We start from the raw sequence: 25,707 nt of genomic DNA, 5'->3' as shown, positions 1-25,707 counted from the left end.
CGCCAAGCGGTCAAAATCGGGAAGCAATCCAACCTAATACACTGTTACTAAAAGATTAAAAAACTAATCGCGTAGGGTTTGAAATTACAGGTTGACGTTTCAGCCTTACCTCCCCTACCACTAAAGCCACGCAGGGGAGTCCCGCCAAGGGGACTGAGAGGCTGAAATGGCACAGTATCGTGCCGGTGATGCGACCCTTAGAACCTGACCCAGTTGATACTGGCGTAGGAAGCTAGAGCAGGCGCATCATCTTCTATTGGATGAGACTTACGCCCTGTTTCGAACCGGCAGCACCGGTGCATTCGCCCCACTAAGGCCAATGCATACTGCCTGTTTTCCTCCGACCCGGCTCAACTGGTGTTTTTGACCCGTCGACCCGGAGGAACACCAGATGAACGTCCCCAACCCCAAGATTACCACGGGCGCATTGCCTGCATCACGCAAGATTTACATAAATGGCGAAGTTCATGCCGATATTCGCGTACCGATGCGGGAAATCTCAACTCACCCCACCGCCGGAGAACCGCCGCTACCGGTCTATGACAGCTCTGGTCCCTACACGGACCCGGATATCCTAACCGACATCCGCCAAGGGTTACCGCAACTGCGCAAGCGATGGATCGAAGCCCGCGGTGATGTTGAAAGCTACAACGGTCGCGATGTAAAACCCGAAGACAATGGGTTCGTAGCAGGCGACCGGCTGACACCTGAGTTCCCGGTGAAGCCCGCCCCCAAGCGTGGCAAGGATGGCAGTGCACCAACCCAACTCGCCTATGCACGAGCTGGCATAATCACGGCTGAAATGGAATTTGTAGCCATCCGCGAAAACCAACTGCGCGAACTGTCGCCCTGCCATGACAAACGCGACGGTCATGATTTTGGCGCAAATATCCCCGACTACGTGACGCCTGAATTTGTGCGCAGTGAGATCGCCGCCGGCCGCGCTATTATTCCGGCAAACATCAATCACCCCGAAATCGAGCCGATGATCATCGGCCGCAACTTCCTGGTGAAGATCAACGCCAATATGGGGACCTCTGCCGTAACGTCATCGATGGAGGAAGAGGTCGATAAGCTGGTTTGGTCGATCCGCTGGGGCGCCGATACCGTGATGGATCTATCCACGGGCCGAAACATCCACAACACCCGCGAATGGATCATCCGCAACAGTCCGGTGCCGATTGGCACCGTGCCGCTGTATCAAGCGCTGGAAAAGGTCAACGGCATCGCCGAGGACCTGACCTGGGAAGTGTTCCGAGACACGCTGATCGAGCAAGCCGAACAAGGCGTGGACTACTTCACCATCCACGCGGGTGTGCGGCTGCACATGGTGCCAATGACCGTTGAACGCGTAACCGGGATTGTCTCGCGTGGCGGCTCCATTATGGCCAAATGGTGCCTGCATCATCACAAAGAGAGCTTCCTCTACGAGCATTTTGAAGAAATCTGCGATATCTGCCGCCAGTACGATGTCAGCTTCTCGCTGGGGGACGGCTTGCGCCCCGGTTCCATCGCGGATGCCAATGACGAGGCACAGTTTGCCGAGCTCGAAACGCTGGGTGAACTGACCAAGATCGCCTGGGCCAAGGATTGCCAGGTCATGATCGAGGGGCCGGGCCATGTCGCCATGCATAAGATCAAGGAAAACATGGATAAGCAGCTGGAGTGCTGCCATGAGGCGCCATTTTATACTCTCGGCCCTCTGACCACAGATATCGCGCCCGGTTACGACCACATCACCTCGGGCATTGGGGCGGCGATGATCGGTTGGTTTGGCTGCGCCATGCTGTGCTACGTGACACCAAAGGAACACCTTGGCTTACCAGACCGCGACGACGTTAAGGTCGGCGTGATCACCTACAAGATCGCCGCACATGCGGCAGATTTGGCAAAAGGCTTACCCGGTGCGCAACGTCGCGATGATGCGCTAAGCCGTGCGCGTTTTGAATTCCGCTGGGAGGATCAGTTCAACCTGTCTCTGGACCCCGATACAGCCCGCGAATTCCACGATCAGACCTTGCCGAAAGAAGCCCATAAGGTCGCGCATTTTTGCTCCATGTGCGGGCCTAAGTTCTGCTCCATGCGGATCAGCCACGACATCCGCGCCGAGGCCCAGAAAGAAGGCATGGAGGCGATGGCTGCCAAGTTCCGCGAGGGCGGTGAGCTGTATGTGCCTGCACCCGAGAAGGTGGAACCGGCAGAATGATCACCATCGCAGGCGCAGGTCTTGCTGGCCTCGCCTGCGCCTACGAGCTGGCGCAGCGCGGGGCCGAGGTCACGGTATATGAACAAAGTGCAGCAATCGGCGTGACCAGCGCCTCACGCTATGCAGGGGGAATGCTGGCACCATGGTGTGAACGCGAAAGCGCCGAGGAAGACGTGATCACCCTTGGGCGCTGCGCCGCTGACTGGTGGGCCAATGTCACTCCGGTGCACAGTCGCGGCACGCTAGTGGTCGCCCCACCGCGCGACCGCGCAGAGCTGACACGCTTTGCGCGCCGCACCTATGGCCATCGCACCGTGAGCGGAGATGAAATCGCGGCTCTGGAGCCTGATCTTGCCGGGCGTTTCAGCACCGGGTTATTCTTTGCAGACGAGGCACATCTCGATCCACGAAAGGCGATCTGTGATCTGGCCGATGCCGTGAGCGCATGTGGCGCTGACATTCGTCTTGGCGAGAGGGCTCCGCAACAGGTCGATCTGGATTGTCGCGGTATGGCGGCGGCGGATCGCCTTCCTGATCTGCGACCTGTGCGCGGTGAAATGGCTATTCTGCATTGCCCAGAGGTAGAGATCAGCCGGACTATGCGCCTGCTACATCCGCGCATGCCATTATATCTCGTGCCCCGTGGGGATGGGGTTTTCATGATTGGCGGCACCATGATCGAGAGCAGCGCTGACCGTCAGGTCACCCTAAGATCGCTTACCGAACTGCTGAGCGCTGCCTTTGCCCTGCACCCAGCGTTTGCAGAGGCCAGCGTAGTTGAAACAGGCGCAGGCCTTCGCCCCGCATTTACCGACAATCTGCCCCGCCTGGTTCAGAAAACCAGCACGCTTTTTCTCAACGGCCTATTTCGGCACGGCTTCTTGTTGGCACCGGCGCTGGCCTCGCAGGCCGCGCAGCATCTGTTATCGGAGACACCGCATGAACATCACAGTCAACGCCAAACCGCATGAATTGTCGGCCCAGACACTGGACAAGGCACTGCTGCAACTTGGCTATACCAGTTCCGCGATTGCAACCGCAGTAAATGGCCAGTTTATCGCCCGTACAGCGCGCAGCCAGACACGGCTAACTGACGGGGATCGACTTGAGATCCTCACCCCGATGCAGGGAGGCTGATCGATGCAGCTATACGGGATTGAAATCACCAACCGGCTGCTGCTTGGCACCGCGCAATACCCCTCGCCCGCTATACTGCAGGAGGCCATCAGTGCTAGCGGCTGCGAGGTTCTGACGGTTTCCCTGCGCCGCGAAACCGCCCAGGGCAGCGGGGATGCGTTTTGGAGGTTATTGCGCGCCAGCGGCTGCCGCATCCTGCCCAACACCGCCGGGTGCCACAGCGTCCATGACGCAGTAACAACGGCACAAATGGCACGCGATCTGTTTGAAACCAACTGGATCAAGCTTGAGGTCATCGGCCATGGTGACACCTTGCAGCCCGATGTTTTCGCCTTGGTCGAGGCCGCCCGCCTGCTTTCAGACGATGGGTTTCAGATCTTTCCGTACACCACCGAAGACCTGATCGTGGGTGAGAGATTGCTAGAAGCCGGTTGCGAAGTCCTGATGCCTTGGGGCGCGCCGATAGGATCCGGCCAAGGGCTGCGCAACAAAGATGGGCTGCGGGCCATGCGCGCCCATTTTCCAGACACTCCGTTGATTGTCGATGCCGGCATCGGTCGCCCCTCCGATGCGACGCAGGCGATGGAACTGGGCATGGACGCAGTGTTGTTGAACACCGCAGTGGCAAAGGCTGGCGATCCCGTAGTGATGGCCGACGCCATGGCACAGGCGGTGATCGCCGGACAGCTTGGTCATGCCGCCGACCCAATGGAACCGCGCGACATGGCAGTGCCCTCAACCCCGACGCTTGGCCTTGCTCATCTTACCGCATTGGAGCCGTCCTGATGGAACGTTTTTACCTGATTGTCAGCCATGTCAGCGCATTGGAGCTGTTGGTTCCACAAGGCGTGAAACTGATACAGCTGCGCCTAAAAGATCTGCCTGAGGCAGAAATTCGACGCCAGATAGCACGCGCGCGCGATGTTTGCGCCGTGCACCGCTGCCAACTGGTGGTTAATGATCACTGGCAAGCCGCGCTCGATCTCAACTGCGGCTTTGTCCACCTTGGTCAGGAAGACATGGATAGAGCCGACATAGCAGCGCTGCGCCGTTGCGGCGTGCGCCTCGGCCTGTCCACACATGATGAAGATGAACTCGATCGGGCGTTATCACATGGTCCGGACTATGTGGCTTTGGGACCGGTCTATCCAACCGTCCTGAAGAAAATGAAATGGGCTCCGCAGGGGTTGGATCGCCTGTCACGCTGGAAAAATATAGTCGGCGCGACACCGTTGGTGGCCATCGGTGGCCTGACAACCGACCGCCTCCCCGGTGTCTTCGCAGCTGGCGCAGACAGCGCGGCGGTGGTCTCTGATATTCAACTCGCTGCGGACCCAGAGGCCCGGACCCGTGAATGGCTGGAGGCCTGCGCCTGATGTCGCGTTTTGATCGTCAGATCAGCCTGCCGGAGATTGGTCAGATCGGTCAGCAGAAACTGGCCGACGCCCATGTGTTGGTGGTCGGCGCTGGCGGGCTTGGGTGTCCGGTGCTGCAATATCTCGTCGGAGCGGGCATCGGGGAGATCACCCTCATGGATGGCGACACGGTCGAGCTGAGCAATCTGGCCCGCCAACCACTATACGCCCCCGCCGATTGCGGGCGCTACAAAGTCGAGGCGGCGCGTCGACAACTGGTTCGTACCGCGCCAGAGCTCCGCCTGCATCCCCATGCGCGGGATCTTACACCGGACAATGTGGCGGCCGCTGTTGCGCCCGCCGATGTGGTGATTGATGCGGCAGACAGCTACGCGGCGTCCTACACACTCTCTGATTGCTGTCGCCGCCTGGAACGTCCACTGATAAGCGCCTCAGCCTTGGGCCAATCCGGATATGTCGGCGCGTTTTGCGGCGGTGGCCCCTCCTTGCGCGCAGTGTTTCCTGATCCACCAGGCAATGGTGTAACATGCGCCAGCAGCGGGATCATGGGACCGGTTGTTGGGATGATTGGCGCTTTTCAGGCGCAGCTTGCGCTTAAACTGCTGCTTGATCACCAGCCATCGCCACTCGGACGTCTGTTCAGTTTTGACTTCGCCACACTCCAGATGGGTGGGTTCGATTTCAGCACTGCATCTGAGCCCCTTCAAACCTTGCCTTTTGTTGGCACGCAGGCGCTGACGCCAGATGACTATGTGGTGGATTTTAGACCTGAAAGCGAGGCACCCAAACCTGCGACTGAAACGGCCATTCGTATCTTGGCAGAAGCGTTGAATGTCGAAGACCTGCCGATCGATCGCCGCGTGATTTTTGCCTGCCAAAGCGGATTGAGAGCATGGCGCATGGCAGCAGAGATCGCACCCCGATTTGCCGGAGATCTTGCTATCCTGGCAGTGGAACGCGGCGGATGAGCGCGCTGTTGATCATTGCAGGCACTGATAGCAGCGGCGGTGCCGGGCTGACACGCGACGTGGCTGCTGCTACGGAAATGGCAAACACTTGGCCAGTGCTATCGGGACAGACGCTTAACCTGCGGCCTGTTGTGACAGCGGTGACGGTGCAGACGGATCAGGCCCTGCAGCAGATACACCCAATTCCGGTTGAAGCGATCAGAGACCAAATACAGGCCGCAGTAGATACTGGCCCGATCGGAGCGGTAAAAATTGGCATGGTCGGCAGTGCCGCCGCAACCCTGGCAATTGCACGAGCACTTGAAACGCTGCTGCCAAACACTTGTCCTGTGGTGCTGGATCCGGTCCTACGTAGCAGTTCAGGCGGCCAGTTGATGTCACCCCTCGACCTTGCTCCATTGCTTGTGCGGGTGGATCTTATCACCCCCAACATCCCAGAAGCGTCCAAACTATGCCCTGTTCGCTCTGACGACGGCCAACCCGAGCTGGTCACATACGCACGTCAACTGCAGGATACCGGTGTTGGTGCCGTTTTGATCAAGGGCGGGCATGGCACGGGCGCGATGTCAGTAGACCATCTCTTTCAGGGGCGCGGCCATGTTGCCTTCGAACGACCTCGGCTGCCGCAGAGCAAGCGCGGAACCGGCTGCAGTCTGGCAACCGCCATCGCAGTTCAGCTAATGGGCGGCGAAACATTAGAAACAGCCTGCATCCGTGCGGGTGATTTTGTGCATAACTGGTTGAAAGAAGCCGTGGCCTGACCAAGGCGAAGTCTTCGCTTAGGGGCGTAGGGAATGACGCTCAAACGTCCAAGTCCAAAGCAATCTGCCGCCCCAGCATGGTGCGGCGCGGCAGATATTGAGTGATTTGACCGGCCCTAGTTGGGTCGGCGGGATTAGAAGTCCTGCCAGATGTCCTTTGCAGCGCTGCCGTTTGTGGCGGCGCTTGCTGTGGCAGGGGCAGGTTTTGGCGTGACAGCGTCGATATCCCAATCATCGCCATGTGCGCTTGGGGCCGCTGGTGCGGGTTCGCTGTTGGCAGCCGGGCGCGGTGCCGCAGCTGGTGCCGGTGGTGCTTTGCGGGCAGGTGCCGTGGATTGCGCACCACCTGCGGCGACGCGAAAGTGGGCAACGAGCTCGCCGAGTTTGCTGGCATCTGCATTGAGCATGTGACCAGCTGCAGTGGCTTCCTCGACCATCGCAGCATTCTGCTGGGTCACCTGATCCAATTGGGTCACACCGGTGTTGATCTCATGCAGGCCGGTTGACTGTTCTCCGGCACCCGTGGCGATACCAGACACCAATTTTGAGATATGACCAACCCGTTCGACGATGCTTTGCAGCGCGTCGCCGGTCTTGCCAACAAGATCCACCCCGCGCTCCACCTGTTTGGTGCTGTCGCCGATCAGGGTTTTGATCTCCATCGCGGCATCTGACGAGCGCTGCGCGAGGGCACGGACTTCGCTGGCAACCACGGCAAAGCCTTTACCGGCTTCGCCAGCGCGTGCGGCCTCGACTCCGGCGTTCAGCGCCAGAAGGTTGGTCTGGAAGGCGATGTCATCAATCACACCGATAATCTGGGAGATATGGGTCGAGGATTGCTCGATCTCGGTCATCGCAGAAACGGCGCTTTGAACCACCGTGCCGCTGGTTTCGGCCTCTTCCTTGGCCTCTTGCATGATGCTTTCGACACTGCGCGCGCCTTCAGCTGCAGATTTAACGCTCGCGGTCATCTCATCCAAAGCAGCCGCGGTTTCTTCCAACGTGGCGGCCTGGCTCTCGGTGCGGTTCGACAGATCATCCGACGCTTGGCTGATCTCTCCCGCTCCACTGCGGATGCTTTCCGCTGTGTCGATAACCTGCGTCACAGTGGCCCCCAGGGTTTGTGCCGTCTGATTGAAGTCTCGTTGCAGCTGGGCATAGTCTTCTGGCAGTTTCTCATTGATACGTACCGTGAGGTCACCCTTGGACAGCGCAGCCAGCCTGCCCGAGATAATGGACACGACATCTGCACGTTCAGAATCGCGCGTTTCCTGCTGTTCCTTAAGTGCTTCTTGCTGTTGTAGCTTCCCACGGAAGGCCTCCAGCGTGCGGGCCATTTCGCCGATCTCACTGCGGGCGCGTGTGTAAGGCACATCAGTAGCTGTATCGCCATCCGCCATTGAGGACATCCGGGACATCAAGCCATTGATAGGGCCCGTAACGCTACGCAGAAGAACCGTAGAGGCAATCATCAAGAGTACCAGGCTCACCCCCAACGTAATCATCGATTCCATCCGCATCTTGGCAAGATCAGCCTGAATATCAGAGACATAAGACCCAGTCCCGATAACCCAACCCCAAGGCTCAAACGCTTGTACATAGCCGATTTTCTGCTCAGGCGTGGTCTGACCCGGTTTCTGGAACCAATAGCGAACTGATCCGGCGCCTTGCGTGGCTGCTACTTTTCCCAGTTCTTGGAAAACCTTGATGCCTTTGACGTCTTCAAAACCTGATCGGTCGGTGCCAACCCAATCCGGCACTATCGGATGCGCTGTAACAACCAGATTCTGATCGAAAGCAAAGAGATACCCGGAGGTTTCGAAGCGGATTTTCTCAATCACTTCGCGGCCTTCGGCACGTGCCTCTTCGGCTGTCAGTTGGCCGGATTTTACTTGGGATTCCAGATCAGCTAGCAGGCTGATGGAAGTATCGATGATGTTATTTAACTCGCGGTCGCGCATGGCATAGGCATTGTCAACCGCCCGCGATAGCAGCAAGACAGTTAAGAGTACGGAGAGCGCGAGCGCCATCGCCACCACAGCATAAATTCGGATGGGAAGACGGTAAAATATGGACGGCATCGTTTACTTTGTCCTTTGTGGAATATGCCTCCAGACAATATGTCCGCGCGCCTAACAAACAGTTACGTAAGCCCCTCCAGTTACCGTTTTAACAGCCTGCTTTCGTGGCGTTCCAACCGACTTTCTTAGGGCTTTGAAAACGCTATGCCTCTACAGCGCATCCGGGACCGGCACGCGAATCCGAACGCACATCCGGGCAAACGAAAAACGGCCCCCGGAGGGGCCGTTTTACCAAAGAAATCAGCGATGTTTATGCAGAGTTAGTTGCTAACCAACATTCCCTTTTCGGAGGCCAGTTCGCGCATCTTTTTCTGCAGCTTCTCGAACGCGCGCACTTCGATCTGCCTGATACGTTCGCGGCTGACACCGTATTGCGTGCTCAGATCCTCCAGCGTCTTGGCTTGATCTGCCAATCGGCGCTGGGTCAAAATGTCCTTTTCACGGTCATTCAGCACCGCAAGGGCATTGGCGAGCAGTTCGCGGCGCGCCTCAAGCTCATCACGAGCTTCATAGTCGCTTGCTTGATCAGCGTCCTCATCCTCCAGCCAGTCCTGCCACTGCATAGAGCCTTCGCCCTCGCTGCCGACTGTTGCATTCAGCGACGCATCACCACCGGACATGCGCCGGTTCATAGATATCACTTCGGTTTCGGTCACGCCGAGGTCAGTTGCGATCTTCTTGACGCTATCTGGATGCAGATCCCCTTCTTCCAAAGCGCCAATGCGGGCCTTGGCTTTGCGGAGGTTAAAGAACAGTTTTTTCTGCGCCGAAGTCGTACCCAGTTTCACCAGCGACCATGAGCGAAGGATATATTCCTGGATCGAGGCGCGGATCCACCACATGGCATAGGTCGCGAGGCGGAAGCCTTTTTCGGGATCAAAGCGTTTGACCGCCTGCATCAGACCAACGTTGGCTTCCGAGATAACCTCGGCCTGCGGCAGACCGTAGCCGCGATACCCCATGGCGATTTTCGCCGCGAGACGCAGATGAGATGTGACCATCTTATGGGCCGAGGCGCTGTCTTGCTCTTCGACCCAACGCTTTGCCAGCATATATTCCTGCTCCGGTTCCAGCAGCGGGAACTTACGGATTTCCTGAAGATACCGGTTCAGCCCGCCTTCGGGTGTCGGTGCGGGCAGGTTTGCATAATTCGCCATTCTCTGTGTCCCTCCCAATGTATAAGGACTTAACATCTTGTCATATGGGTAACCGCACAACTCGGTTCAAGAGCTGTTAAGTTTATCTCTTTTAGGAATCGTAAAGAAAACGGTCTGTGACGAAGTTCACAGCTAACTGCAGCAAAGAAACACATTCCTGAGAGGCAGCGTGCATCCTGAACGGTCTTAGTAATTCAATATGTTAGGTGGAATCCTGCGAAGCTACGCCGCAGGATCGCTAAGCGCTGCCAGCAAATGAGCCATATCAACTGGCAACGGAGCCTCAAATCGCATGGCGTCACCCGTTACCGGATGAATAAACCCCAGAACAGCCGCATGCAGCGCCTGCCGCGGGAAAGACTGGATTGCGGCGGCGGTTTCAACCGGCAACGATTTGGCCCCCAGCTTGCGCTTGCCACCGTAAACCGGGTCTCCAACCAATCCATGGCCGGCATGCGCCATATGCACACGGATCTGATGGGTGCGACCGGTTTCCAACCAGCATTCGATCAACGCAACAACGGGTGGTGTTCCATAACTCTCGACGATGCGGGCACGGGTGATGGCATGACGCCCCCCCTGAAACAGAACCGCCTGGCGCTGGCGATCGGTTTTATGACGCGCCAATTGCGTCGTCAGTTTCAGGATATTTCCGGTTTCAAAGCTGGTCCCCTTCACCCCGCGCAAACGCGGGTCATTGGCATCCGGCACACCGTAGCAAATGGCCCGGTAATAGCGTTCAACAGTGTGTTTTTCAAACTGCGCAGCCAAGCCCTGATGTGCAACGTCTGATTTTGCCACCACCAATAGACCACTGGTTTCCTTGTCGATACGATGCACAATTCCGGGGCGTTTGATCCCACCGACACCAGACAGATTGTCACCGCAATGATGCAGCAGCGCATTGACCAAAGTGCCCGATGGGGTTCCGGGAGCGGGATGCACCACCATACCGGTGGGCTTGTTGATGACGATCAGATCGTCATCCTCAAAAATCACCTCAAGCGGGATGTCTTCTGGCCCGATATGGCTGTCCTCAGCCTCCTCAATCGTAATCTCGATCAACGCGCCTTCGTCTACCTTTGCCTTGGCATCAGTAACCGCGACACCGTTCACCTGCAGCTGTCCTGCTTCAATCAGACGTGCCAACCGGGTGCGCGACAGCGTGGCTTCCTCTGGCACATCGCGCGAAACCGCTTTATCAAGCCGTTTAGGCGGGTTTTCCGCAATGACAAACTCGATCCGGCGGCGGGCCATGACACATCCTTCTGAAACAGAACATAATAGTGAACCGCCACAGCTGGTGTTTCTGCGACGGATGGTGACCACATTGACCGTGATCATGATTTGCGGGTTCTTAGTGGTTCTGACCCTGCTTGTCATCCGTTTGTCTTCGTCCGGCCCAAACCTACCTGATGCGGTCTCCCTGCCTGACGGGGTCAGCGCGCGCGCTGTGACCTTTGGCGAGGGCTGGATCGCTGTCGTGACGGATGACGACGAGATTTTGATCCTTAACAATCTAAGCGGTGCGATCGAACAGAGGTTGACGATTCAGCCCCTGAAGTGACAGGTTTCATGCCTTACCTAAATAAACCGGTATGTCGTCATCTATCTGAAAATCTACCACAAAATAGAAAATCAGCGGCTCAGCGCAAGCCATCGTTCAATCTCTATTCATGTGAAAAGTGGTACCACCTCCCCGGCTCGAACGGGGGACCTCCTGATCCACAATCAGGCGCTCTAACCTACTGAGCTAAGGCGGCACTAAGGGCGATTTAATACAGGGGCGTTGAGAGCGCAAGAGGAAAGCCGCAAGTTTTTTACCCGCAATGTGAAGAGATTTATCGCCAGCCTCGCAGCCCTCTCCCTGCCCCCGACGCGCCATCTGGAGGCGGCGGGCGCTTGCCTTTAGAGTAGTAGCAGGCTAGCAGAACCAGTCAACGGAAGCACCACGACGGGAGTGCATTATGAGCATCAACACTGAGCGCGACATCGAAGCCAATATGCAGATCGGCCCCACCGACGCTGGCATGGTCCGCATCTTCATCGAAGCAGATGGGGTCGAAATCCCGATGGATTTTGATCCTGATGAGGCCAACGAGATCGCAGAAGAGATCATGGCCGCGGCTCAAGCCGCGCGCAGCCTAAACACATAAGCACACAAAGCCGTCGTCTGGCCCGCACGCCATAAGGTGTGCGATACCGACATCTAGGTTATTCGGGTCTACGGGGCGTTATGCCCCCAGGCCCCATCTGATCCCGGCTGCGGGTCGCGCAGTCGATGTAGTCGGCTGGCGGCATCCATAGCAAATTTCTGGATCAGCTTTTTGCGGCGCGCACCCGGTAGTTTTTGCTCCGGCGCCATGCGCACAATCTCGGCATCATAGTCATCTGCGATGATCAATCCGCTGTCATCAGGTAGTAACTCATTCGGAAACGCCAGATCCACCGCCCAGAAATAGCGATCGCACCACTCCAGGTAGCCTTCCCATTTGTTGTCGGACTGAAAATCAGCGCGGCTGGACTTACATTCCACAACCCATAATTCGCCTTTCGGGCCGAGAGCCATAACATCGACTCGCAAGCCACGGGTCGGTGTAAACTCCTCAACTGTAACGAAGCCAAGCGCTGCCATATGGCGGGCTACGCCGCGCGCAAGGCGTTGGCCGGGGGCGAGGTCATGAATCATTCGCTCAATGTGAACAATTCATGAACATATAGCAAGTCCTAGCCCGTTCTACCCGCTTGGCCCTTTCAGTTTTCGCAGACCTTTCAGTTTTCGCAGACAAGATACCTGCAGAACCGGGCCATTGCGAAAAGACTGCTCCCGCCCCCTTGTCTCTGACCTGCGTGCCCCCTAGTTAGGACAAAGGCGGGTTCTGCCCTTCTTGTGACAGGTAGCATTCCAGTGGCCTTAAGCAATTCCGAGGGAGCTGGCTCTGTTAGGACCCTGGTCTTTTTATCTGGCCCCCACCTGTACATACAGGTCCTCGGGAATCAAAACCGCACGGTTGACTGGTGGTCCCGCCGCATTCCACCACATTCGAGCCTCCAGTTCAGGCTCTACAAAACAAAATGCCGCCCCCCGAAAGGCACAGCATTGGCTTTGGTGTCAGAACCAATCTAACCGGATCAGCGACGTATTTGTTTCCTGGTGGATGTCTTAGCTGGGACCCGCACTGGAACCATTTCAGGTTTTATAATGGGCGTGATCCACATCCCACGACGCGGCGCAGTATCGTTGCCAGTCAATGACATTGACGCATGACCAAACTGCGAACCTGCAAAAACGATGCCAAACATGAACCACAGAAGCCCAACAGCAAACAGGCCGCTGTCCGATGTGCTAACGAGATGCCACAGGTTCATCACATTAAACCACAACAGCATCCCGACAAAAACTGCGGCTATGCCAGAACCGATCACCGCGCTCTGGATATAGAGTATTACCCGCTTCGGCATAAATTGCCCTCCTGTGTTGATATAAAGGCTAGCACTCCCTGCATCCCCGTCCAGCGACAAACAGGGGATCGGCAGGATTTGACCTATGCCTCTCCCGACCAGATAGACGCCAGACCAAAGCAAAAAAGCGCGCCGATATGGCACGCTTTTGTATCAACGGGATGCGCAGTCAGACACTGACCTCGACCGCGGCTGGTCCTAGACATTCAGCAAATCAAAACGCTTCAGGCTTCGCCTCGCGTGCCATGTGATCCAGCACGGCGTTTACGAATTTCGGCTCTTTGCCCTCAGGGAAGAAGGCACGCGCAATGTCAACAAACTCGTTGATGACCACCTTTGGTGGCGTCTTGCCGACAATCATCTCGGCCCCGGAGGCCCGGAACAGGGCGCGCAACGTAGGATCAATCCGCCCGATCGGCCACTTTGCCACCAGCGCACGGTCCGTCATCTGGTCAATCTGCGCCTGATGGCTCACCGCATCCTCTACAAGCTTCCGAAAGCTCTTGGTGTCACCCTCGGCCATCTCATCCCCATCATAGATGGCACCAAACCGGTGGTCTTCGAACTCAATGATCACCTTGTCAAAGGTCAGATTGCTGTGTTCCATCTGAAACAGCGCCTGCACGGCATAAAGCCGGGACGCTGATTTCATCTTGTGTTTGTCACTGCCCTTACGAGCGGCGCCCTGACTGTCCGAAGTGGTCATGCGGTGGTGGGTCCATTATCTGAGGCGGCCAGTTTATAGGCCTCGGAAGGGGCCTTGAAGCCGACTCCCTTGGTTTGGGCGCCCCATTTACGCGTCAGCGCGATCAGATGCAAGGCCGCAGCGGCTGCGCCACCACCCTTGTTCTGATCTTTGGTGTCTGCGCGGACCTCCGCCTGCTTTCGATTTTCCACTGTCAGGATGCCATTGCCGATGCAAAGCCCCTGCAACCCCATCAGCTGAATGGCCCGACTGCTGTCATTGCAGACCGTCTCATAATGCGTCGTCTCACCGCGGATCACGCAGCCAAGCGCCACATATCCATCGAAGTTAGAGCTGCGGTCAGCAATCGCGATGGCGGTTGGTACTTCCAATGCGCCGGGTACCTCGATCAGATCGCATGTCCCACCTGCAGCTTCGATCTCTGCCCGGGCCCCAGCTACCAGATTATCGGCGATATCCTTATAATAGGGCGCGACAACAATCAGCAGCTTGACCGGTTTGTCGAAGCTCGGACGGTCCAGCGTGTAGTGAGTTTCATGTGCAGCCATATCAAGCGTCCTTTAGCAGAGGTTTGGTGCCGACAATGGTCAGCCCGTAAGCGTCCAACCCAACATAGGTGGTCGAAGGCGAATCTGTCAGCAACACCAATTCCTGCAGGCCCATTTTGGAGAGGATCTGCGCGCCAAGACCGGTTTCTTTTATGGTACGCGGACCATCCTCATCCTGAGCATAGAGCGCATTGCGGGGCTGTCGGAACAGACAGACGACACCACGTCCTTCAGCGGCGATCAGCTCCATCGCCTGAGGCAGCTGCTGCGCAGACTTAGGCCCAAGCCCCAACAGATCGGTCGCTTCATGCAGCGCATGTGTACGGGTCAGAACAGGCTCAGACGTGGTGATATCGCCCTTGATCATCACCACATGCTCAATCCCGTGGGTCTGGTCGGTAAACAAGCGCATTTCCCACTTGCCGCCAATCTCTGCGGTGACCATCTCACGTGAGGTTTCCACAACCAGATTGTCGTTACGCGCCCGGTAAGCAATGAGATCGCTGATCGTGCCGATTTTCAAACCATGAGCTCGGCCAAAACTAACCAGCTCTGGCAAGCGCGACATGGTCCCATCATCGTTCATGATCTCGCAAATCACACCAGACGCGTTCAGCCCAGCCAATCGCGAAATATCAACAGCGGCCTCGGTATGGCCGGCACGCACCAGAACGCCGCCCTTCTTCGCACGCAACGGGAAGACATGGCCGGGTGTCGCCAGCGCAGTCATGTCGTTGTCTTCATTGATAGCAGTTGCCACCGTCAGCGCCCGGTCGGCAGCCGAAATCCCGGTTGAGACACCCTCACGGGCTTCGATCGACACGGTGAAAGCTGTTTCGTGGCGCGATGAGTTGTTGACCGCCATCATTGGCAGGCCCAATTCATCGACCCGCTCCGCAGTCATTGGCAGACAGATCAGGCCGCGCCCGTAAGTCGCCATAAAGTTGATTGCTGCCGCATCGGCAAATTCGGCAGCAATCACCAGATCGCCTTCGTTTTCACGATCTTCATGATCGACAAGGATAAACATCCGCCCCTGACGGGCCTCTTCGATGATCTCTTCAATAGGGCTGATGGCGTCACGCAGTTCGGCTTCGACGGGACCGGGCGTTTCATAGCTCATGGGCGGCAGACCTTTCGCGGCATAGGATGCGCGGACGGAAAGGCCCTCCCGCGCCAAGGCTTTGCCAGCGGAGATAGACCACGAGGGGGGCAAATACCAGCCCTGGAAGCGGCAAACGCAAGAACGTCTGCGGCAAAAAGCCAGCCTTGACCTACAGGCAACCTGCGCGTCACTGCACAGGCCTTCGGGCTGACGAGAAGACGGAGCCCTCCCGGAGAGGTTGAGCCCTACCAAGTCTGCACATGACAGAGCACAAGAGGCAGCACCTCCGATGCCGCTCAATTAAAGGTGGCAATGCTCCGATGATTCTTTGGCAAAGCCTATTTGGTGGAGGTCGTTCTCACCGGGCGTCGTTCCATCCTCCAAAATACTCTGCTGCGCTCAGATAAGCCGCCGCACGGCCAGCCGCGCTCCACTCCTGTTCCAAGGGGGCATCTCCGATCACCAACACCGAAGCCGCAGGCAATCCCTGCTTGCGGATCACGGCCTGAACACGCATGCGTATCTGATCCCAGCCTTCCGTAAAGACCGGCGCGGGCCCGACAACATCAAGAAACGGATTTGTCTCTGCAACCCGCACAGGCATGAGCGGGCGATGGACCAGCGCCAAACGTCCCGCTCCGACGACCTGCGCCAACACGGCCCCTTCCGGCCTTGGGACGTCAGGGCTGCCAAACAATCGCAAAGCGTTGGAGGAAAACAGCAGGCCCAGAACGTCCTGCCCCGACGTCTGTCGAACCTTGGCATAGGTCTTATAGTCCATGCCAAGTTCTGCGGCCCGTTTCAGCCGCATCTGCAGCACTAGCTTGGGAATGGTGTTGGGCATCAACTTCTTCTGTGCCGACCGCCAGGCATGTATGCGCCAGGCCCGGCCAGGCTCCATACTGGGCCCACCATTGTGCCCCACCCCCGCAACCGCCATTTCAGAGGCTCTCCTGCAGCCGCGCCACATAACGTGCCAGGGTATCGATCTCTAAATTGATGGAATCGCCAAGGGCCACATCCCCCCAGGTTGTAACTTCTTTGGTGTGCGGAATGAAATTGATCCCAAAATCGCAGCCATCAACATCGTTCACAGTTAGCGACGTGCCATTTAGTGCAACCGAACCTTTGGGAGCAATGAACCGCGCCAGATCCTGTGGTGCGCGCAGTGTGACGCGCGTGCTATCGCCCTCGTCGCGGAGATCGACGACCTCAGCCACACCATCGACATGCCCGGACACAATATGACCGCCCAGCTCATCTCCGACCTTCAGGGCGCGCTCCAGATTAACGCGCTTGCCTACAGTCCAGCCGTTGCCGCCTATATTGGTCTTGGACACTGTCTCTGCCGAAATCTGCACGTCGTACCAGTTGCCACCCAAGGCAATCACTGTCAGACAGACACCGTCGGAGGCAATCGATGCGCCAATATCAATTGATGAGATGTCATAACTGGTTTTGATCCGCGCCCGCAGATCGCCTTGCTGCTCCAGCTCGGTGATGATGCCGATATCGGTGACGATGCCTGTAAACATGGGCGAACTCCTGCAAATGCTGTTATGGCCGTCTCGATCGGCCGGCGCCTCTCTGGTAGCCACTGGTTCACCGCGCGGCAAGCCCTGCTGTTGCTGGATTAACGCGACCAATCGTCAAGACACCTACACATCCGGCTACGGCCTTGCATCGCCATGCCTGATAACTCTACTTTCGCTCTAAAGATGGTTAAACCTCGTTAGTAAGTTAAGCCATTGTTTGTACAGTCGGGATATATACTGCCCATTATGCACAACGCTCATGACCCCAAACGCACATTTCTGTTCCTGCAGGGCCCTCATGGCCCGTTCTTCTCCAGCTTGGCAGAGATGCTGCGCGCGGCAGGTTGCGATGTATGGCGGGTCGGCTTCAACGCCGGAGACAAGGCATTCTGGCATGACCGGAGCAGCTACCTGCCCTACCGTGGCACCCCGGACGAGTGGCCTTTCCATCTCGAACAGCTTCTGGAAGGCCGCCAGGTTACTGATCTCGTGCTTTACGGCGACACACGCCCCATCCATGCCAAGGCTGTCGCCGCTGCGAAGGCCCGCGGCATCCGCGTTCACGTATTCGAGGAGGGGTATCTGCGCCCCTATTGGGTCACATATGAGCGTGACGGTTCCAACGGGCATTCGCGGCTGATGGACATGCCGGTGAGCGCGATGGCCGAAGCCCTTGCCCTATCGGATATGGAAGCACCGCTGCCGCCCTCGCATTGGGGGGACACCCGCCAGCATGTTTTCTATGGTGCGCTTTACCATGGCTGCGTGATGTTTCTAAATCGGGGATACCGTCAGTTCCGCCCCCATAGGGCATTGCCGGTCACCCGCGAATTTCAGCTCTATCTGCGCCGACTTGTGCTGATGCCATTGCAGGCACTAGAACGCCGCCTTGCCACACTGCGTATCCGCAATGGCGGTTTTCCCTATCACTTGGCCTTGCTGCAGCTGGAACATGACAGTGCCTTTCAGGAGCATTCGCCCTTCGACAGTTTAACGGATTTCCTGACGGACGTATTTCGGGACTTTGCCAAAGGTGCCCCGCGCCATCATCATTTGGTCGTCAAGGCTCATCCGCTGGAGGATGGCCGCGTACCAATCCGCTATACCGTGCGACAACTGGCCAAACGCTACGGCCTTGAACGCCGGGTACACTATGTCCGCGGTGGCAAGCTGGCCACCTTGCTGAACGAAGCACGGACTGCGGTCACCGTAAATTCGACCGCAGGCCAGCAAGTGCTCTGGCGCGGCATTCCACTAAAAGTGTTTGGCAAAGCGGTCTATGACAAACCTGAATTTGTTTCGAACCAACCCCTGCCCGACTTCTTTGCGGCCCCGGCACGTCCGGACAATCGTGCCTACAAGGACTATCGTCGTTATTTGCTCGAAACCTCGCAACTGCCTGGCGGATTTTATTCACGCAAAGGCCGCCGCCAGTTGCTTCGGCAGGTGGTCGATATGATGCTCGCATCAGAGGACCCATATGAGGCGCTCCTGCAAGGCACAGCGGCACCCCGGCAACAGTTGCGTGTAGTGAGCTAAACGATCACACGCCCAAGGCTGGATTTCTCCAAGACACTGCGGTAGCTTCACTTCAAAACTTGAGGCAGAACAATAAAACAATAATAGGTCGAGGAGACCGAGCAGTGAAAACCGTTCCCTTTCAATGGGCGCGACCGGTTGCGATGATGGCCGCACTGACGCTGGCAGCGTCCTGTGGCCTGCCGCAGGTTGGTCCAAATAAGCGTCAAATCTACGCAGGCTCCGTGCAAAAAGAGGGCGATGCCTTCGTTGTATCGGTTAATGATCGTGTAACCCGCGCCACCGCCGTGGTACCGGCGCTTGGGTTCTCTGACAGTTTCCGCAATGCCGGAAAACTGACGTCTGACGTGATCCGTCCAGGCGACGTTCTGGGCCTAACAGTCTGGGAAAACGTCGATGATGGCTTGCTGGCGGCAGAAACGACCAATTCCACCATACTGGAAGAAGTGCAGGTCGACAGCGGTGGCTTCATCTTTGTTCCCTACGCCGGCCGACTGCGCGCTTCGGGCAATACGCCTGACCAACTGCGTCGCACCATTACCAAAAAACTCGAAGACCAGACCCCCGATCCGCAGGTTCAGGTCCGCCGCCTTGCAGGCGATGGGGCAACTGTCAGCCTGACAGGGGCCGTTGGTGGGCAGGGCGTCTATCCCATCGAACGCCCGACCCGTACCCTGGCGACCATGCTCGCCCAAGCTGGCGGTGTCGCGATTGAGCCGGAAAACGCTCAAGTGACCATCATTCGGGGCAGTCAACGTGGCACAATCTGGTTCCAGGATCTCTTCAAACACCCCTCGCTGGATATTGCGTTGCGCGGCGGCGACAAGATTCTGGTCGAAGAAGACAGCCGCTCCTTTACCGCACTTGGGGCGACCAGCTCACAAGCACGTGTCCCATTTGAAAGCCAGAACCTGTCCGCACTTGAAGCCATCGCACAGGTTGGCGGACTTGTGTCCACCGCATCAGACCCAACTGGCGTCTTCGTGCTGCGCAATGAGCCTGCCGAGATTGCCAACCAGGTACTGGGGCGCAGTGATCTGATCGGTGCTCAACGCCTAGTCTACGTTCTGAATCTCACCAAACCCAACGGTCTGTTTGTGGCCCGCGACTTTGTGATCCGCGATTCAGACACGCTCTATGTGACAGAAGCACCCTACGCTCAGTGGGTCAAAACGATTTCCCTCCTTGCCAGCCCGCTGGCGCCCATCTCCAGCCTCCGGAGTTTAGGCAGCAGCGGCTGATAGCATGATAGAAACACACCTAACGACAAAAGCCGGGGGCGAACGCTCCCGGCTTTTCTATTTCAACGCTGGTTTTCTGCGCCAACGACGGCTGCGGCGTATCCTGTCACTGGCAGGGTATGAGCTGAAGCTAGGCAAACCTGAGCCCGACGACCTCATTGCGGTTTGGGGCAATGCAGATACCGCACATCGGGCCCATTCGGTTGCAGCAGCGCAGGGTTGCAACCTGTTGCGGGTCGAAGACGCATTTCTGCGCTCTATCCATCCCGGCCGGGACGGAGAACCGCCGTTGGGGCTATTGCTGGACCGGTCCGGTCTGCATTTTGATCCCGAAACGCCCTCAGATTTGGAGCGACTGCTCGCGACCCATCCTCTCGATGACAGCGCGCTGATGCGCCGCGCCCGGAGGGCCATAGCCCGGCTACAAGACGCACATCTGAGCAAATACAACGCCTATTCGCCCGATGCCCCGGCACCGGATCCCGGCTATGTTCTCGTCATTGATCAGGCACGCGGCGATGCTTCGGTTCGTGCCTCTACCCCGTTTGAAGGCACCGATCGCGCGCGATTTCAAGAAATGTTGTTTTACGCGCAGGACGAACATCCCGGCGCACGCATAATCATCAAATCTCACCCCGAGGGCCGCGCAGGCCATCGTCACGGCTACTACACAGAGGCAGATGCGCAAGGCCGAGTAGAGATCCTTGATGCCCCAGTGTCACCATGGGCGCTCCTTGAAGGCGCAATCGCCGTCTACACGGTGTCGTCACAAATGGGGTTCGAAGCAATCCTATGCGGCCACAAGCCGCGAATCTTTGGCCAGCCATTTTATGCCGGATGGGGCCTCAGCGAGGATGAGTTTCCCGTTACTCGCCGCCAGCGACGCCTGACACGCGCGCAATTGTTTGCCGCCGCCATGATCCTCTACCCGACCTGGTACAGCCCCTATAATGACCGCCTTTGCGAACTCGAAGAGGTCATAGACGCGCTAGAGTCTGAAACCCGCGCTTGGCGTCAGGATCGTGCTGGCTGGATTGCCTCCGGAATGAGATTGTGGAAACGGCGCCCGCTGCAGCAGTTTTTTGGTCGGCACCGGCGCATGCGATTCAGCGACAGTCCGAAAACAGCACGGTCCAGCGGCCGCAATTGGATGATCTGGGCTGGGCGGGTCAGTACCGGACAGTCTCCAGGCGCGCATCGTGTTGAAGACGGGTTCCTGCGCTCCCGCGGTTTGGGGGCCGATCTCGTGCCGGCCTTATCCTTGGTCGTGGACAGGCAAGGAATCTACTATGACCCGCACCAGCCCAGCGATCTCGAAGATCTGATCGCTGCTCGGGTCACACTCTCACCAGAGCAAACACGACGCGCCGAAGATTTGACCCGGCGATTGGTGCGAGACAGCCTGTCAAAATACAATCTCGGCGGTTCGGTGCCGGATCTCCCGGAGGGACACCGCGTACTTGTAGTGGGCCAGGTCGCGGATGATGCCTCTGTTCGTCTAGGCTGTGAGAAAATCGCGACCAATGCCGATCTGCTGCGCGCAGCACGCGCAGCGAATCCTGATGCTGTGCTCATTTACAAGCCACACCCGGATGTCGAAGCAGGCCTGCGAGATGGCACTCTTGTTGCAGACCAACTCGCCGATGTCGTGGTCCCGGACAGTGATCCGATGGCGCTGTTGGATATGGTACATGAGGTCTGGACAATGACCTCGCTATTGGGGTTTGAGGCCCTTTTGCGCGGGGTCAAGGTCACCACGGTCGGTGCGCCCTTCTATGCCGGTTGGGGATTGACCAAAGACCTCGGAGCCGTACCCATCGCCAGACGTCGCGCGCGCCCGTCGCTGGTCGGTTTGGTTCATGCAACGCTGATTGACTATCCGCGCTATGTCGACCCGGTTAGTGGCTTACCTTGTCAGGTAGAGCTGGTGGTTGAGCGGCTTGCCAAAGGCGACATTCCTACGCCCGGCACAGTGAATAGAACCCTCGCCAAGCTTCAGGGGCTGCTGTCCACCTACGCCCACATCTGGCGCTAAATTGCGGCACAAATAGAGGCTAACCCAGAGACCGCGCCCACCGGTGCTGAATATCCGCACCAACCGGGCGTACATCGATCAGGTCAAAGCGCGGCGCATCTCCCAGTGCCTCCAGCCCAAGGCTGCCGATAGACGAGAGCCCATCGCCGCCCATACCCAGCCCGGCAGTAAAGCCGACCAGCTCATCGACAAGGTCTTGCGCCAGAAGAGAGGCCGCAAGGGCGCTGCCACCCTCGCAGAAGACCCGCGTCAATCCAGCCTGCCCCAGCTGCTGCAGGACGTCTCCGGCGTCTAGTTGCATTTCATCCTCAGCACAGGACAAGAGTGTCGCCCCTACTCCCTCCCAAGCGCGCAGACGCTCAGCATCTGCACCGGCACCATGGCAGATCCAAAGTGGAATATCGCGGGCACTGCGCGCCAGCTTGCCCATCAATGGCAAATCCAGATGGCGCGAAATCACCACCCGCACCGGCTGCCGCTCCATACCGAGGTCACGCACAGTCAGAGACGGGTCATCCACCCGCGCTGTGCCACCGCCCACCATCACCGCATCATGGCGTGCCCTCATGGCATGAACTGTGCGCCGGGATTGTGGCCCAGTGATCCATTTACTTTCACCACTCGCGGTGGCGATCCGGCCATCAAAACTGCTGGCAAGCTTTAACGTCACAAATGGGCGCCCCTGTTCTGTTCTCAGAAAGAACCCAGCGTGATCCCGTGCGGCATCATCCGAGCAAACCCCGCTGACAACTTCGATCCCGGCATCTCGCAGCATGGTAAACCCATGCCCGGATACACGAGGGTCGCTATCTTCGATCGCTGCGACAACCCGCGCGACACCAGCATCAATCAGTGCTTGGGCACAAGGCGGTGTCTTACCGGTATGGGAGCAGGGTTCGAGAGAGACATAAGCCGTAGCCCCCCGTGCCAGCTTACCGGCCTGACGCAGTGCCACGGGCTCTGCATGGGGGCGACCGCCGGGTTGTGTCCAACCTCTACCAATAATGCGGCCGGCGCTCACAATCACACAACCAACCGCAGGGTTGGGCCAGCATTGCCCCTGCCCCCGCCGCCCGAGCGAAAGGGCAAGCGACATGTATCGCGTATCCTCGGGCCGTACCCGTCCGATGTGGCTCACTCTTCAGGCATCACATCAGGGCGCAACTCGTGGACGAAATCCTCGAAGTCATCTGCCGCCTGGAAGTTTTTATAAACACTGGCAAAGCGCACGTAGGCAACGGTATCGATCCGGGCAAGCGCTTCCATCACGATCTCGCCGATCTTGCTTGATTGAATATCAGTCTCGCCCATGCTTTCCAACCGACGCACGATCCCGGAAATCATCTGATCGATGCGATCTGGCTCAATCGGGCGTTTTTGCATCGAAATTCGGATCGAGCGCTCCAGCTTATCGCGATCAAAATCTTCGCGTTTGCCGTTGGTCTTAATCACAACAAGATCCCGCAGCTGCACGCGTTCATAGGTTGTGAACCGACCTCCGCAGGCAGGACAAAACCGACGCCGCCGGATCGAAACATGATCCTCAGCAGGGCGCGAGTCCTTTACTTGGGTATCGATATTTCCGCAAAACGGGCATCGCATCAGCTGTCCCCCCTGTTCCAGTCCGCCGTTCAACCAGACGCCGAAGCACCCTTATCCACAACTATATGGCAGCCTCTAGGGTTTGGGTAGAGGCGATTTGGAACCACAAGATACCGGGGTCAGACCAAATGTGCGATCAACCTTCGACAATGCTGCGCGTCACGATGCTCGAAGAGATAGATGCCCTGCCATGTGCCCAAAGCAGGGCGGGAGCCGACCACAGGGATCGTCAGACTGACGGGTAATATGGCTGCCTTGATATGTGCCGGCATGTCATCCGGACCCTCATAGGTATGACGCAGATAGGACATGGACGGATCTGATGCAGGCGGAACCAAGCGCGAGAAATAAGCCAATAGATCATCCTTGACCTCCGGGTCGGCATTTTCCTGGATCAGCAAAGAGCAAGAGGTGTGTTGAACGAACAGGGTCAAAACACCAACGTCGACATCTGCCTCCCGCACCCAACTAACTATCTGATCTGTGATTTCATACAGCCCCTGACCGCGGGTGCTAACCGTGAACTGCGCGTGCATGAACAACCTCTGTATATGTGGGTTTGCCTATATGTGGCCAGGCAAATCAACTATCAGTCGCGGCTACGAAAGGGAAAGATCCAATCTTCGCATTTTCCAAAAGCGGAATTAGTGCGCAGCGCATACCCCGGTGTCAGAATGTTCCCTGTCCAGCTCCCGACAAAAGGCGTTACGCCTGCAGCAGCTGGATCCAAAGTGAACCGCACCGCAGAGCGTGCGCCTGTTGTGGTGCCCGCTCCTATGTCTGCTACGGCATAGATCTTCGTCTGCCAAGGCAGCCCCAAGGATTTGCGGACATAGTCACCAGCGGCACACCAATAATCTGATTTCAACGCACCAGCCCGACCGATGACCTCAAACTGACCAGCCGCAGCGGGTACCACCTGAAGACGGTTGATAGCGCGATAGGCAAACACCGGGTTCGATAGAGCTGCGAGGAAAAGGCCAGTCACCAGCGCGATAAGCATCGAGTGACGCCGTTTGACGTCTCCAAATGCGATCAAACGGGAACTGAAAGAAAGAGCGCAGGTCATAACCAAGCCTTCAATTTGTAAAGATGCCTCTTAGAAACGGATAAAGGCGCTGTTGCACTGATAATCAGCCTCTTGGACAGTAAGGTGATCGCCGATGCGATAAGCATTGGTGCGCTTCAACCAGCTCTCACCTTTGTCACTTCCAACCGGGGTCAGCGTGAAATGCACGGTAGATTTGCGGTCTACTGCGACCCCTTTGCCCAAACCCCGTGCGACGTAAATATCCTGCCTCCATCCAGCGCCGAGTGTGCGACGGGCATAGTCGGCAGCGCCACACCAAAAAGCAGAACGCACCGCCCCCTGTCGCGGGGCTACTTCAAAGCCGCCATCGGACAGAGCAAAAACACGGGCGCCATCCACAGTGACATGACTGTTCGGGGCTGCCTCAGCGCAAGCAGATAGCGTCAGCGCCGCCGCGAGGGTCATAGAAAATAGTCGCATGTGCCAATCCCTGATGAGTAATCTGCGAGCAAACACGGCTCTCTGAGGCGGATTGCGCCCACCTAGCGCCCCCGTGGGAGCATGAGTTCCGTGATTTACAGATAGAGAGTCATAGCCAGAATTCCAGATCCAGACGAAAGAAGCTAATCACAACCGTTCACATTCATCTCTGTGACGTAAGTTAAACATCTCTGGAAGTTATGCTGTCGATACCGCGTTAAGCTCCAAATCCTCCTTGGAAAGGAGGTCTCTTCGGCAGCCCTAAAAACACGTTGATCGCCGTCACCCTCATGGATGGCGCAGCGTCAGACCATACCAATACAGCCCGGCCAGACCGTGAATACAGCCTGGCAGGTTTTCTCTGAGCAATGTCCGATGCCGGAACGCGTTGGTTGTCTATTGGTGACGCTCAGAAGGGAACGGAATGACTTCAGCCGTTCGCCCGTCCGTAAGCGAACCCGCCAACACCTCAAGAACATCCGGGTCGGCAGCCTCCCCAGCAGTTTCACCAAATGCCAGGCGCGCGCGTTTCATCAGCATCGCACGAACATCATCGGCCCCCATGTGCTCAAGCAGCGCACGATCTTTGCGCAAAATTTCGACCAGAAAGGAATTCGCCTTTGCCAGCGTGCCCAATGAGCGGAGTTTGTCATCCAACACATTCAGTGCATCGCTCAAGTTCGACTTATGCGGCATTGGGTCCCCTCCAAATTTGCGGAATTAATATGTTGGTAAGAT

Annotated in this window: 28 protein-coding genes, 1 tRNA gene and 1 riboswitch; of the genes, 12 read left to right on the top strand and 17 right to left on the bottom strand. The window is 57.4% G+C overall.

The annotated features are described in order from the left end of the window. Positions 1 to 122 precede the first annotated feature (122 nt). Positions 123 to 248: riboswitch (TPP riboswitch) on the top strand. Between the two features lie 143 nt (positions 249 to 391). From thiC to thiD, 7 genes are read left to right on the top strand one after another with little or no spacing between them, the layout of a single operon-like run. Next, the gene (gene thiC, locus ACEWZM_RS14725; protein ID WP_414007150.1) at positions 392 to 2,206 is read left to right on the top strand and encodes a phosphomethylpyrimidine synthase ThiC; all 1,815 of its coding nucleotides are present in this window, start codon (positions 392 to 394) and stop codon (positions 2,204 to 2,206) included. Next, on the top strand, positions 2,203 to 3,177 hold the full coding sequence (locus tag ACEWZM_RS14720; protein WP_414007149.1) for an FAD-dependent oxidoreductase: 975 nt from the start codon (positions 2,203 to 2,205) through the stop codon (positions 3,175 to 3,177). Before thiC ends, ACEWZM_RS14720 begins: the two co-directional genes overlap by 4 nt. Beyond that, positions 3,146 to 3,343, top strand: coding sequence for a sulfur carrier protein ThiS (thiS, locus tag ACEWZM_RS14715; protein ID WP_414007148.1), 198 nt, complete (start codon positions 3,146 to 3,148; stop codon positions 3,341 to 3,343). Before ACEWZM_RS14720 ends, thiS begins: the two co-directional genes overlap by 32 nt. Positions 3,344 to 3,346: 3 nt before the next feature. Then, positions 3,347 to 4,129: a thiazole synthase gene (locus ACEWZM_RS14710; RefSeq protein WP_414007147.1), complete on the top strand. Its 783-nt coding sequence runs from the start codon at positions 3,347 to 3,349 to the stop codon at positions 4,127 to 4,129. Then, on the top strand, positions 4,129 to 4,719 hold the full coding sequence (locus ACEWZM_RS14705; RefSeq protein WP_414007146.1) for a thiamine phosphate synthase: 591 nt from the start codon (positions 4,129 to 4,131) through the stop codon (positions 4,717 to 4,719). Before ACEWZM_RS14710 ends, ACEWZM_RS14705 begins: the two co-directional genes overlap by 1 nt. Continuing rightward, positions 4,698 to 5,687: a ThiF family adenylyltransferase gene (locus tag ACEWZM_RS14700; protein WP_414007145.1), complete on the top strand. Its 990-nt coding sequence runs from the start codon at positions 4,698 to 4,700 to the stop codon at positions 5,685 to 5,687. Before ACEWZM_RS14705 ends, ACEWZM_RS14700 begins: the two co-directional genes overlap by 22 nt. Continuing rightward, positions 5,684 to 6,448: a bifunctional hydroxymethylpyrimidine kinase/phosphomethylpyrimidine kinase gene (gene thiD / locus ACEWZM_RS14695; protein ID WP_414007144.1), complete on the top strand. Its 765-nt coding sequence runs from the start codon at positions 5,684 to 5,686 to the stop codon at positions 6,446 to 6,448. The genes ACEWZM_RS14700 and thiD overlap by 4 nt, the downstream gene beginning before the upstream one ends. 134 nt (positions 6,449 to 6,582) lie before the next feature. Here thiD and ACEWZM_RS14690 read toward each other — a convergent pair whose 3' ends face one another. The 3 genes from ACEWZM_RS14690 to ACEWZM_RS14680 form a co-directional block, all read right to left on the bottom strand. Further along, positions 6,583 to 8,529, bottom strand: coding sequence for a methyl-accepting chemotaxis protein (locus ACEWZM_RS14690; protein ID WP_414007143.1), 1,947 nt, complete (start codon positions 8,527 to 8,529; stop codon positions 6,583 to 6,585). Between the two features lie 260 nt (positions 8,530 to 8,789). After that, positions 8,790 to 9,686, bottom strand: a complete 897-nt coding sequence (gene rpoH / locus ACEWZM_RS14685) for an RNA polymerase sigma factor RpoH (RefSeq protein WP_414007142.1) — start codon at positions 9,684 to 9,686, stop codon at positions 8,790 to 8,792. Between the two features lie 222 nt (positions 9,687 to 9,908). Further along, positions 9,909 to 10,943 (bottom strand): RluA family pseudouridine synthase, encoded by a 1,035-nt coding sequence (locus ACEWZM_RS14680; RefSeq protein ID WP_414007141.1) that lies wholly within the window; start codon positions 10,941 to 10,943, stop codon positions 9,909 to 9,911. Here ACEWZM_RS14680 and ACEWZM_RS14675 point away from each other — a divergent pair. Next, on the top strand, positions 10,942 to 11,253 hold the full coding sequence (locus tag ACEWZM_RS14675; RefSeq protein WP_414007140.1) for a DUF6476 family protein: 312 nt from the start codon (positions 10,942 to 10,944) through the stop codon (positions 11,251 to 11,253). The two genes, ACEWZM_RS14680 and ACEWZM_RS14675, sit on opposite strands and share 2 nt — an antisense overlap. Before the next feature lie 119 nt (positions 11,254 to 11,372). Here ACEWZM_RS14675 and ACEWZM_RS14670 read toward each other — a convergent pair. Continuing rightward, positions 11,373 to 11,449, bottom strand: a tRNA-His gene (locus ACEWZM_RS14670). A gap of 204 nt (positions 11,450 to 11,653) precedes the next feature. Here ACEWZM_RS14670 and ACEWZM_RS14665 point away from each other — a divergent pair. Beyond that, the gene (locus ACEWZM_RS14665; protein WP_414007139.1) at positions 11,654 to 11,842 is read left to right on the top strand and encodes a DUF6324 family protein; all 189 of its coding nucleotides are present in this window, start codon (positions 11,654 to 11,656) and stop codon (positions 11,840 to 11,842) included. Positions 11,843 to 11,910: 68 nt separating this feature from the next. On the opposite strand, the gene ACEWZM_RS14660 is transcribed toward ACEWZM_RS14665, so the two are convergent. The 7 genes from ACEWZM_RS14660 to ACEWZM_RS14630 form a co-directional block, all read right to left on the bottom strand. After that, positions 11,911 to 12,375, bottom strand: a complete 465-nt coding sequence (locus ACEWZM_RS14660) for an MmcB family DNA repair protein (RefSeq protein WP_414007138.1) — start codon at positions 12,373 to 12,375, stop codon at positions 11,911 to 11,913. 443 nt (positions 12,376 to 12,818) lie between these two features. Next, positions 12,819 to 13,148 (bottom strand): hypothetical protein, encoded by a 330-nt coding sequence (locus ACEWZM_RS14655; RefSeq protein ID WP_414007137.1) that lies wholly within the window; start codon positions 13,146 to 13,148, stop codon positions 12,819 to 12,821. Between the two features lie 214 nt (positions 13,149 to 13,362). Continuing rightward, positions 13,363 to 13,854 (bottom strand): transcription antitermination factor NusB, encoded by a 492-nt coding sequence (gene nusB / locus ACEWZM_RS14650; protein WP_414007136.1) that lies wholly within the window; start codon positions 13,852 to 13,854, stop codon positions 13,363 to 13,365. Next, positions 13,851 to 14,402, bottom strand: a complete 552-nt coding sequence (locus ACEWZM_RS14645; RefSeq protein WP_414007135.1) for a 6,7-dimethyl-8-ribityllumazine synthase — start codon at positions 14,400 to 14,402, stop codon at positions 13,851 to 13,853. Before ACEWZM_RS14645 ends, nusB begins: the two co-directional genes overlap by 4 nt. A gap of 1 nt (position 14,403) precedes the next feature. Beyond that, on the bottom strand, positions 14,404 to 15,525 hold the full coding sequence (gene ribB, locus ACEWZM_RS14640; RefSeq protein WP_414007134.1) for a 3,4-dihydroxy-2-butanone-4-phosphate synthase: 1,122 nt from the start codon (positions 15,523 to 15,525) through the stop codon (positions 14,404 to 14,406). 340 nt (positions 15,526 to 15,865) lie between these two features. Then, positions 15,866 to 16,351, bottom strand: coding sequence for a hypothetical protein (locus ACEWZM_RS14635; protein ID WP_414007133.1), 486 nt, complete (start codon positions 16,349 to 16,351; stop codon positions 15,866 to 15,868). A 97-nt stretch (positions 16,352 to 16,448) separates the two neighbouring features. After that, positions 16,449 to 17,042 carry a riboflavin synthase gene (locus tag ACEWZM_RS14630; RefSeq protein WP_414007132.1) on the bottom strand — a complete coding sequence of 198 codons (594 nt, stop codon included), beginning with the start codon at positions 17,040 to 17,042 and terminating at the stop codon, positions 16,449 to 16,451. 246 nt (positions 17,043 to 17,288) lie between these two features. Between ACEWZM_RS14630 and ACEWZM_RS14625 the strand changes: the two genes are divergently transcribed. The 3 genes from ACEWZM_RS14625 to ACEWZM_RS14615 all read left to right on the top strand — a co-directional run bounded on the left by ACEWZM_RS14625 (position 17,289) and on the right by ACEWZM_RS14615 (position 21,857). Next, positions 17,289 to 18,581 (top strand): capsule biosynthesis protein, encoded by a 1,293-nt coding sequence (locus ACEWZM_RS14625; protein WP_414007131.1) that lies wholly within the window; start codon positions 17,289 to 17,291, stop codon positions 18,579 to 18,581. Between the two features lie 104 nt (positions 18,582 to 18,685). Further along, the gene (locus tag ACEWZM_RS14620) at positions 18,686 to 19,822 is read left to right on the top strand and encodes a polysaccharide biosynthesis/export family protein (RefSeq protein WP_414007130.1); all 1,137 of its coding nucleotides are present in this window, start codon (positions 18,686 to 18,688) and stop codon (positions 19,820 to 19,822) included. 4 nt (positions 19,823 to 19,826) lie between these two features. Continuing rightward, the gene (locus tag ACEWZM_RS14615) at positions 19,827 to 21,857 is read left to right on the top strand and encodes a capsular polysaccharide biosynthesis protein (RefSeq protein WP_414007129.1); all 2,031 of its coding nucleotides are present in this window, start codon (positions 19,827 to 19,829) and stop codon (positions 21,855 to 21,857) included. Between the two features lie 19 nt (positions 21,858 to 21,876). Here ACEWZM_RS14615 and ribD read toward each other — a convergent pair whose 3' ends face one another. From ribD to ACEWZM_RS14585, 6 genes are all read right to left on the bottom strand, one after another. Next, a complete protein-coding gene (gene ribD / locus ACEWZM_RS14610) occupies positions 21,877 to 22,986 on the bottom strand; it encodes a bifunctional diaminohydroxyphosphoribosylaminopyrimidine deaminase/5-amino-6-(5-phosphoribosylamino)uracil reductase RibD (protein ID WP_414008049.1) in 1,110 nt (369 codons plus the stop codon). A 5-nt stretch (positions 22,987 to 22,991) separates the two neighbouring features. Further along, positions 22,992 to 23,459 carry a transcriptional regulator NrdR gene (nrdR, locus tag ACEWZM_RS14605; RefSeq protein WP_414007128.1) on the bottom strand — a complete coding sequence of 156 codons (468 nt, stop codon included), beginning with the start codon at positions 23,457 to 23,459 and terminating at the stop codon, positions 22,992 to 22,994. 119 nt (positions 23,460 to 23,578) lie between these two features. Further along, positions 23,579 to 23,995, bottom strand: coding sequence for a secondary thiamine-phosphate synthase enzyme YjbQ (locus ACEWZM_RS14600; RefSeq protein ID WP_414007127.1), 417 nt, complete (start codon positions 23,993 to 23,995; stop codon positions 23,579 to 23,581). 53 nt (positions 23,996 to 24,048) lie between these two features. After that, positions 24,049 to 24,462: a hypothetical protein gene (locus ACEWZM_RS14595; protein ID WP_414007126.1), complete on the bottom strand. Its 414-nt coding sequence runs from the start codon at positions 24,460 to 24,462 to the stop codon at positions 24,049 to 24,051. 96 nt (positions 24,463 to 24,558) lie between these two features. Continuing rightward, on the bottom strand, positions 24,559 to 24,969 hold the full coding sequence (locus tag ACEWZM_RS14590) for a hypothetical protein (protein ID WP_414007125.1): 411 nt from the start codon (positions 24,967 to 24,969) through the stop codon (positions 24,559 to 24,561). A gap of 396 nt (positions 24,970 to 25,365) precedes the next feature. After that, a complete protein-coding gene (locus tag ACEWZM_RS14585) occupies positions 25,366 to 25,665 on the bottom strand; it encodes a hypothetical protein (protein ID WP_414007124.1) in 300 nt (99 codons plus the stop codon). Between the last annotated feature and the right edge of the window lie 42 nt (positions 25,666 to 25,707).

Origin of the sequence: Phaeobacter cretensis (genome assembly GCF_047372505.1) — a bacterium.
Taxonomy (GTDB): Bacteria; Pseudomonadota; Alphaproteobacteria; order Rhodobacterales; family Rhodobacteraceae; genus Phaeobacter; species Phaeobacter cretensis.
The sequence above is the reverse complement of the archived record's forward strand: the minus strand, read 5'-3'. Positions and strand labels throughout refer to the sequence as shown.

Excerpts from the sequence above, each read along its gene's own strand:
- ACEWZM_RS14710 (WP_414007147.1), top strand. The coding sequence starts at position 3,347 with ATGCAGCTATACGGGATTGAAATCACCAACCGGCTGCTGCTTGGCACC.
- ACEWZM_RS14700 (WP_414007145.1), top strand. The coding sequence starts at position 4,698 with ATGGCTGGAGGCCTGCGCCTGATGTCGCGTTTTGATCGTCAGATCAGC.
- ACEWZM_RS14630 (WP_414007132.1), bottom strand. The coding sequence starts at position 17,042 with ATGTTTACAGGCATCGTCACCGATATCGGCATCATCACCGAGCTGGAG.
- ACEWZM_RS14720 (WP_414007149.1), top strand. The coding sequence starts at position 2,203 with ATGATCACCATCGCAGGCGCAGGTCTTGCTGGCCTCGCCTGCGCCTAC.
- ACEWZM_RS14705 (WP_414007146.1), top strand. The coding sequence starts at position 4,129 with ATGGAACGTTTTTACCTGATTGTCAGCCATGTCAGCGCATTGGAGCTG.
- ACEWZM_RS14660 (WP_414007138.1), bottom strand. The coding sequence starts at position 12,375 with ATGATTCATGACCTCGCCCCCGGCCAACGCCTTGCGCGCGGCGTAGCC.
- ACEWZM_RS14600 (WP_414007127.1), bottom strand. The coding sequence starts at position 23,995 with ATGCACGCGCAGTTCACGGTTAGCACCCGCGGTCAGGGGCTGTATGAA.
- ACEWZM_RS14635 (WP_414007133.1), bottom strand. The coding sequence starts at position 16,351 with ATGCCCAACACCATTCCCAAGCTAGTGCTGCAGATGCGGCTGAAACGG.
- ACEWZM_RS14645 (WP_414007135.1), bottom strand. The coding sequence starts at position 14,402 with ATGGCTGCACATGAAACTCACTACACGCTGGACCGTCCGAGCTTCGAC.
- rpoH (WP_414007142.1), bottom strand. The coding sequence starts at position 9,686 with ATGGCGAATTATGCAAACCTGCCCGCACCGACACCCGAAGGCGGGCTG.
- thiC (WP_414007150.1), top strand. The coding sequence starts at position 392 with ATGAACGTCCCCAACCCCAAGATTACCACGGGCGCATTGCCTGCATCA.
- ACEWZM_RS14675 (WP_414007140.1), top strand. The coding sequence starts at position 10,942 with ATGACACATCCTTCTGAAACAGAACATAATAGTGAACCGCCACAGCTG.
- ACEWZM_RS14615 (WP_414007129.1), top strand. The coding sequence starts at position 19,827 with ATGATAGAAACACACCTAACGACAAAAGCCGGGGGCGAACGCTCCCGG.
- nrdR (WP_414007128.1), bottom strand. The coding sequence starts at position 23,459 with ATGCGATGCCCGTTTTGCGGAAATATCGATACCCAAGTAAAGGACTCG.
- ACEWZM_RS14665 (WP_414007139.1), top strand. The coding sequence starts at position 11,654 with ATGAGCATCAACACTGAGCGCGACATCGAAGCCAATATGCAGATCGGC.
- nusB (WP_414007136.1), bottom strand. The coding sequence starts at position 13,854 with ATGACCACTTCGGACAGTCAGGGCGCCGCTCGTAAGGGCAGTGACAAA.
- ACEWZM_RS14595 (WP_414007126.1), bottom strand. The coding sequence starts at position 24,462 with ATGCTTATCGCGCTGGTGACTGGCCTTTTCCTCGCAGCTCTATCGAAC.
- ACEWZM_RS14690 (WP_414007143.1), bottom strand. The coding sequence starts at position 8,529 with ATGCCGTCCATATTTTACCGTCTTCCCATCCGAATTTATGCTGTGGTG.
- thiS (WP_414007148.1), top strand. The coding sequence starts at position 3,146 with ATGAACATCACAGTCAACGCCAAACCGCATGAATTGTCGGCCCAGACA.
- ACEWZM_RS14655 (WP_414007137.1), bottom strand. The coding sequence starts at position 13,148 with ATGCCGAAGCGGGTAATACTCTATATCCAGAGCGCGGTGATCGGTTCT.
- ribB (WP_414007134.1), bottom strand. The coding sequence starts at position 15,525 with ATGAGCTATGAAACGCCCGGTCCCGTCGAAGCCGAACTGCGTGACGCC.
- thiD (WP_414007144.1), top strand. The coding sequence starts at position 5,684 with ATGAGCGCGCTGTTGATCATTGCAGGCACTGATAGCAGCGGCGGTGCC.
- ACEWZM_RS14680 (WP_414007141.1), bottom strand. The coding sequence starts at position 10,943 with ATGGCCCGCCGCCGGATCGAGTTTGTCATTGCGGAAAACCCGCCTAAA.
- ACEWZM_RS14585 (WP_414007124.1), bottom strand. The coding sequence starts at position 25,665 with ATGCCGCATAAGTCGAACTTGAGCGATGCACTGAATGTGTTGGATGAC.
- ACEWZM_RS14625 (WP_414007131.1), top strand. The coding sequence starts at position 17,289 with ATGCACAACGCTCATGACCCCAAACGCACATTTCTGTTCCTGCAGGGC.
- ACEWZM_RS14590 (WP_414007125.1), bottom strand. The coding sequence starts at position 24,969 with ATGCGACTATTTTCTATGACCCTCGCGGCGGCGCTGACGCTATCTGCT.